This window comes from Flavobacterium lindanitolerans (assembly GCF_002846575.1).
GTDB lineage: Bacteria > Bacteroidota > Bacteroidia > Flavobacteriales > Flavobacteriaceae > Flavobacterium > Flavobacterium lindanitolerans.
On record NZ_PJND01000015.1, the window covers coordinates 1 to 7,727 of the forward strand.

2 protein-coding genes are annotated in these 7,727 nt (G+C 43.5%); both read right to left on the reverse strand.

What is annotated here, in order from left to right; genetic code table 11:
• The coding region (locus B0G92_RS16575; RefSeq protein WP_143395063.1) for a choice-of-anchor J domain-containing protein at positions 1–6,743 on the reverse strand (6,743 nt) is incomplete at its 3' end.
• A 600-nt stretch (positions 6,744–7,343) separates the two neighbouring features.
• The coding region (locus B0G92_RS16580) for an OmpA family protein (RefSeq protein ID WP_143395064.1) at positions 7,344–7,727 on the reverse strand (384 nt) is incomplete at its 5' end.

The following is a 7,727-nucleotide window of genomic DNA, read 5'->3' on the forward strand; positions in this document are numbered from 1 at the left end:
GTAAAATCCATAGGGAATGGCGTGCCGGGATGCTCGGAAACGTAGTCGTCGATGTTAAGGTCTGCGGTGCTGCCTACCGTGGCCCCGCTGCCGTCTGTCCAGGTATAGCTGCCCAATCCCTGCGTGGCCTTCAGCCACAGCGTCTGCCCCGTGCACTCCCTGGCGATGGAAACCTCGGGCCCTTCGGAAACCGTTACCGTGAAGCTGCCGCTGCCGCCAAGGCTGCACGTTGCAGTGTTCCCGTCCAGCTCGTAGGTCACAAGGTAGGTGCCAGGGGTGCTCTGCGAAACGGAAATCTCTCCCGTGGCCGTATTAATGGACAATCCGGCAGGCGCGCCGAAGCGGCCTCTAGGGGTAAAGCCTGCGGCAAGGTTCGGCAACAGGTTCGCTTCGTTCTGGCAGACCGGCGTGTCGTAGGTGAAGCCAACCGTTGGCGTCGTGCCTGCATTGACCGTGATAGTCGCGGTATGTTCACCCCCGTCGGTACATCCAACAGTTCCTATACTATACTTCACAGTATAAGTTCCTGCTGTACTAGTGCTTAAATTAATTTCTCCTGTTGTTGTATTAATTCCAAGTCCGTTTGGTGTTACCTCAAAAGTTCCTCCTGTGGTAAAGCCCGGATTTTTTGTGATTATCGGATTTGCTCCTAACTTACAGAAACTTGTCCCGTTGTATTGGAAACCTACCACAGCCTGGTTTCTTGGATTAATAGTTACCGTTATTGCTGCTCTTGGTCCTTCACAGCCGTTTACATCGACATGACTAACATAATATGTTGTTGATCCTAAAGTATTTGTTGCCGGAGTTGGAGCTGTTGAACTCCCTGTACCTCCTGTTTCCTCTGTATACCATTTTAATGAGTAGCTTCCGGATGGTGTTGCAGTCAACGGCTGTGCTACTGCATTCAGGCAGTACTCTACCGGAGTAACAACCGTTGGCACATCGTCAAGACCATTGTAAACGAATGTTATTGTTTTCTCACAATATCTTGTTTTCCACTTGAATGTATAATTACCTGATGCGCCAAATCCTGAAATCGCAGTTGATTTGTTATTTGGATTTTCAATAACCGTTTGTGCCGGGTTGTTTTCGTCAGCCACCCATGTTCCAACACCTTCAGCTGTTACCGTAATTGATCGCTCCTGACATTGAAGTGTACGAGGTTCCGTTTGTATATCTACATTGGCTGTAATAGACACCGCATCCAAAAGATTGCCTCCGGCATGGTCTTTTGCTCTGAATACAAATCGGGTAACATTCTGTCCAGCTGGCACGTTATAGGTTCCTTCATAAAAATTCCATATAAGAGTGCCAGGATGCTGTTCAAGCAATACGAACGGTCCTGAAGGAGGTCCAGCTAACAATTCTAAAGCAATACCACTTCTTGACGCATGTGCATAACTGTATTTAAACTGCGTGATCTCTGAACTGTCAAGATCCTGGTAGGTTCCTCTTACATTATCAAGTGTAGTAGGCCCCTCTATATCAGGTTGAAGAACCTGAATAACCTGTCCACCATCGTATGGCATGTAGCCGTCTATTCCTGTCGCATTACCAAAGAAAAATTCGTCGTAAAGCGATGATGTCGTGTCTTCTATGGCATTGGTTCTCCAACCCGGAACTATATTCTGCGGATAGAAGTTACCCAATCCAAAATCTGCTTCCGGTCTTTCAAAACTGCCGTTCACTATATCCAGGGCACAAAGATCCTGTGGCGTGGTTATACACACATCGAATGTACAGATATTAGGTGCCGTATCGTTCAGGGTCATCCTTACCTTATAGGTAGCTCCCGGTTCTACTTCAGCCCTATACGACATTACGATGGCATTGTTATAGTTACAGGCTAGCTGTTCTAAAGATGTTCCATTGACTTTGTATAGTGTCAGGGTAATTTTTGGTGCCACCACATCTGGTGTATAGCCTTGCTGGTACCTTCCTTTTGCAGAGAAGTTACCCAATTCCAATACGTGTACTTTTGAAGCGGCAACAAATTCAAACCAGATGTCTCCATTGTTAACTCCTGTACAGGCCATAGCTTCGGTTGAAGCAGTACTTCCGATAAAGCTTGCTTTGGTAGCCGACTGCTCGCAATCAGCACCTGTATTTACAGGGATAACGACTGCCTTAGAAGCATCATCATTTCTTACAAATTTGTGAGGGCCCGACCAGTAGCTGGTGTTATTCGTGCCACAGACAGCCCTTACAAAGAATTCATAAGTTCCTGCTTTCAAATCTGCAAAATCAGAAGCCTGGGGCGTATAGGAATTAGTGGTTACCAGTGTTCCGGACTGTGGCAAGGTATTGTTATCCATTGGCTGTACGGCTACTTCCCATTGGGTTTCACTGCCACCTGCCGTCCAGGAAAGTACTCCCGTAGAGTTTACCGTTAAGTTGGTTGGTTGCGGACAAGTAATAGTTCCGCATGTTGCTACTCCCGTATAAATTCTTGAGTCAGATAGTCCTATGCCTCCTGTCCATACCACATTTCCTGAAGCATCCTTGACTTGTATCTGGGCTTCGGTAAACTGCCATGCATTACCGCCTACGTTTACTAACGAGAATTCTACTCCAGTACATAAGAATACCGTAAAATCTAACGGAGCAGGAATTTCGCCCCATGGCGCGGATGGGAATTCCATAGTCTGGACTATAACTCCATTCTGCACCAGATTTATTCCTCCCGGCACTCCTGAATTGCCCGTAATTAAAGTAATCGTATATTCACAAAGGTTTTCAAAACTGCATCTCGTAGTGAATTCAAATGGCCCTACCCATTCGCTGTCTTGTGAAGCGCTACATACAGCTCTTACATAGTATTCGTATCGTATGGCAGGCGTAAGGCCTGTCACGGTGTATGGATTCGTTGTCGTATTGTGCAGGTATTGCGCATCGCCATCTCCAACAGGAGCAGGCAGTTCTGCCGGCTGTACGTAAACGTCCCATGAAGTTTCTGTTCCGTTTGCATCCCATGAAATTTTAGCTCCGGTATCAGTAATATTACTTACTACTAAATTGTTAGGAGCAGGACATACCGGTGTGTCTTCAATGACTACCTTGTCAATCACCAATAATTGTCCTCTATAATTCCAAGGATTTGGAGCTTTTTGGGGAATATGCCATGCAATGTTAATATTGCCGGTAACTCCTGCGGGAAGGTTGATTACTTTTTCCTTCCATTCCGAATTGTTCAAAGGCGGTACGCTTTCATAACTGACATCATATAATATAGTTGTGAATTGACTAAGTTCATTTCCGTTTGTAGACAATTTTACTGTAAGATCTTCCTTGAAATCATCACCCCAAAGTACCCTGTAGTAGTAGCGCAGGCGCTGGCCAGGCCTTACGGTTATGGTTGGTGAAATCAACCAGTCGTCGTTATTACCGTTAGAACCCGTAAATATCATTGCCGCATGCTCCCCTTCGTATGGGTTTAGTGTATTATGCAGGTTCCATGCAAAAGTATCGGCATTGCCGTTCACTACCCGCCAGCATTCTTCTGATACCGATCCAGGGTTGAATGTCTCAATAAAAGGTGTCGTAAAGACATTACATAATGTGGTAAATGTAAAAGGTCCAACCCACTCACTCTGTTCTGAAGCACTGCAATAGGCCCTTACATAATATTCGTACTGTGTGTTTGGTTGTAGCGTTGTCCCTGTAGTATAAGCCGTATTGGTGCTTGTCAGCTGACCATTTCCAGTAGGGATTCCCGAACCTGCATTCTGTACCACGACCTGCCATTGGGTTTCCTGGTGTCCTTTGGTCCAGGACAGTACGGCCGAAGTTTGCGTAACATTAGATGCACTCAGATCAGATGGTGCCGGACATGCCGGAGCATCTTCAACCTTCACGTCATCAAGATTTAAAACGGATGTACCTCCCGTTGTCGAAAAAGATGGCGGTACCCTAAAGGCAATATAAACCGGTCCGTTGGCATTGATATAAATCGTTTTTTCTATAAAATCGGTATTCGTAAAATTCATTAGCGGCATGATAACGCTGAAGCTTGCCGGATTCCTATCTGTAGTAGACATCAGTACTTCCATCCCATATCTAGGATTTGGGAACATCGGACTTAAAGCTGCCCTGTACTTAAACTTCAAGGCTTTAGTACCTACTACATTGATAGCCGGAGAAATCAACCAGTCGTCATAACTTGGTGTTCCCCAAAAAGCATTTCCTTGGATTGCCGCCCATGTATTATCCAGACGCCAATTAGCATTATCTCCATTAGCATCAACAATTTCCCAACATGATCTGTGGTTATTGATATCTGCAGTATCGAAATTCTCATGGAAAGGCGTATCAAAAACACCACAAACCGTTGTAAAATAGAATGGTCCTACCCAGTTGCTCTGTTGTGTGGATGAGCAGTAAGCTCTTACATAATATTCGTATTGGGTAGCGTGTGTTAGCTCATCTGCCGTAAACTGAGGCGTATTTATCAGCGTTCCACTTCCTGTCGGGATACCTGTATCCTTGCGCTGCACTACAATCTGCCATTGCGATTCGATATCACCTGCTGTCCAGGAAAGGTCTGCGGTAGATGTCGTAATATTGTTCGCTGTAAGTGCAAGCGGATCCGAACATTCTGGTTTGTCTTCTACTATAACATTATCTATATTAAATAAGAATGCCGTTTCACCAGCCTCAGGGTGTATATAAAATGCAAAGTTTACATTCCCTGTTATGGATGTAGGTATGTTAATAATTTTTTCCAGTCCCTCATCATTTGTATCAATCAACTCTGAAGGCAATAATATTGTGGTAAAATCAGCTGCCGTAATTCCTGTAGTAGACAGTACAACTGAAAAACGTACCGAACCTCCTGAAGTACTGTATTTGAATTTAAGCCTTTTAGGAGTCGTTCCCAAATTAATGATAGGTGAAACTATCATATCATCATTTGCGGTCTGAGCGTTCCATATTCTTATTCCTAAATTTTCATATCCTGCACCCCATTTGTTACCATCGTTATTAATGTCAATTGGAATCCAGCATGGAACAGGATTAGATGTAATTCCATCAAATGAATCGCTATAGGGAGTATTAAATATACATTGGGTTGCAAATCGGTAAGGCAGACTCCAATTACCCGGTACACCTCCACATACAGAACGTACATACAGGTCATAAGATTGACCGGCTGCTAATCCTGTATTGATAAGGTTTCCGACATTAGTATTGGTAGCCGTTCCTGAACCTGTTGGAGCACCTGCATCCGCAGGTTGTACTACATATTCCCATGAGCTTGCCAGATTGGCCACGTTATCCCAGGAGAACGTAACGCTATCCGTGGTAAGGTTAGTCCAAGTAAAAGTAGCCGGTGGCGCACAAGTAGAAAAGGTCAATTCAAAATTGAAACAGACGCTTGCCTCAGAATCAAATGTGGTTGAAATCACAATAATATAAGTGTGTCCGGCCTCTACATATAAATTATTAATATAAGCAGGCTCATCAGGATCTTCTGTTTGTAAACCTGCAAGGCAGTTCACACCGACATTGCTACAGCTATCATAAACGAATACACCACTAATTCCATTTCCGAAACATCCGGAACCCGCTGAAAAAGGGAGGGTCATTTGTTTTATATTGACCAGTCCGGTTTGTGTTGGTGTATAAGAAAAAAAAGCTTTCCCTCCATTAAGGTAGTTGTCTGTAACCGATGCCGGAAGACATCCTGTTCCCTGAGTCGTATAACTCGTCGGGTTGTCTGCAAAAAGGTTAAGGTTGCTTGAATAGCTATAAGTTGCCGTGCTAAAAGGAATCACAATTGGCGAATCACATGACAATCCAACTTTCTTTGTCCTGAATGGAAAGGGCCCTGCCCATTCACTCGCCGTATCGGCATCACATACCGTTTTGATATATACGTCATAAGCAGTATCTTCATCAAGAGAGCCAACAGGATAAGAGTTCTGTACGCTGATGCCCGTAGCTCCCGGTGCTGTTCCTTGCGTTACAACCTGAATTTCAAAATTTAATGCTGTTGGATGCGTCCAGGCTAGGTTGGCACCACTTGACGTGATATTGTTTGCTGAAAAATCTGCCTCATTTACTTTCTGGCAGGATTCCATAACCCTGATGTTGTCCAAAAACCACGCATCTCCGCTTGGCGACGCACCGGTTTGGGTATTGATGACCACAAATGCAATATTTACATTTAGCCCAACAGGAATGTTTGCAGGGATAGGAATTATCTTTTCTTCATAGGCCGTCTGCGAACCCACATTAAGGTCTGCTTCTGTCCAGGATTTCAATATTACGGTATATCCGGCCGGGTCTGACTGTCCTGCTGTAGACAGCCTGATTTGGTAGATGGCCCCATTATTGGCATTAGTTGCCTGTTTTGAATAAAAGCGGATTTCCCCGTTCTGAGGAATCGGAACCGTAGGCGTTGCCAGGAAATACTGTGCGGTATTTCCGGCACCAATGTTTTCTGCACTTGGATTCAGAAAGGCCGCACCGGTTCCTCTGTAACTATCAGGAGAAATTCCCCAGTTCAAAGTTCCTACGTTGTTTCTAAAGGATGCCCATGTTGGGGGTATGCCACTTTCAAATGTTTCTAAAGCCATTTGGGCGTGGGCTCCGATGGAAATGAAAAGCAAAAACATGGGGATGACAATTCTTTTCCTGACACATTTATGTATCAGTCTGTCAAGAATTGTTGAGAATCGATAAAAGCTAATTGGCAAGAGCCGGCCTATTATCGAAGCAAATAATAATTCTTTTCTCATAAGTCATTACATTTTTTTCAGTTAGTGTTTCGTCATAAAAATAAGGACTAATGTTAACCTTTTCTTAATAATGTCTTTACTATTTACCGAAATTTGAAAGGCTAAATAATATCGTAAATATTTAAATACCAGAAACTTAAACCTTAAAATAAAACAAACCCATTTCTATTAGATTTTATATTAGAGGTTTGGATATTTTCATAAACCTCTCTTAATTTTAATATATTTTTTTCACTTTTAGCAATTAATACATATAAAAATATAACAACTGTTATTATTAGCTATTAAGTGTTAGGAATTATCAATATCGTGTTTTAAAACATTTTAAACATCCAAAATATTTTATCTAATAATCTTTAATATTCTAAAAAGGGTTGATAATCTTAACTATATTTTAAAGGCCACAAATCAGATAATTTTTAGATTTGAAATTAGATACATTAATCAGCCCAAATAACAAGGGGTTTCTATAATCAAGGCTGAACTGGAATAAAATAAAAATCATATAGCGGGTTAAACTAAAAAGGTTAAAAAGCAACAGCCGACCTTTTTTAAGGTCGGCTGTCAGAGATGTATTCTTTAATCAGTAAGAACTATGTCTTATCTCTTTATAATCTTAAATTCCGAACGCCTGTTCTGCGCATCCTCCTCTTCCGTGCAATTTGCCCTGCAGTCCACCTTCGGCTCCGTGCTCCCGAAGCCCTTGCCCGAAACACGCTCCTTACCGATGCCCTTCGACACAAGGTACTGTACCGTAGACTGGGCCCTCTGCTCCGAAAGCCTCAGGTTGTAGGCCGCACTTCCCTTACCGTCCGTATGCGACTTCACGTAGATCACCATGTCAGGGTATTTCTCCATCACGTTCACGAGCTTGTCCAGTTCCGCGGCCCCCTGCTGGGTGATGTTGCTCCTGTCGAACTCGAAGTAGATGCTTTTCAGGATGACTTCCGTATCGGTGATGACCACCTCCACAGGTTCAAGGGA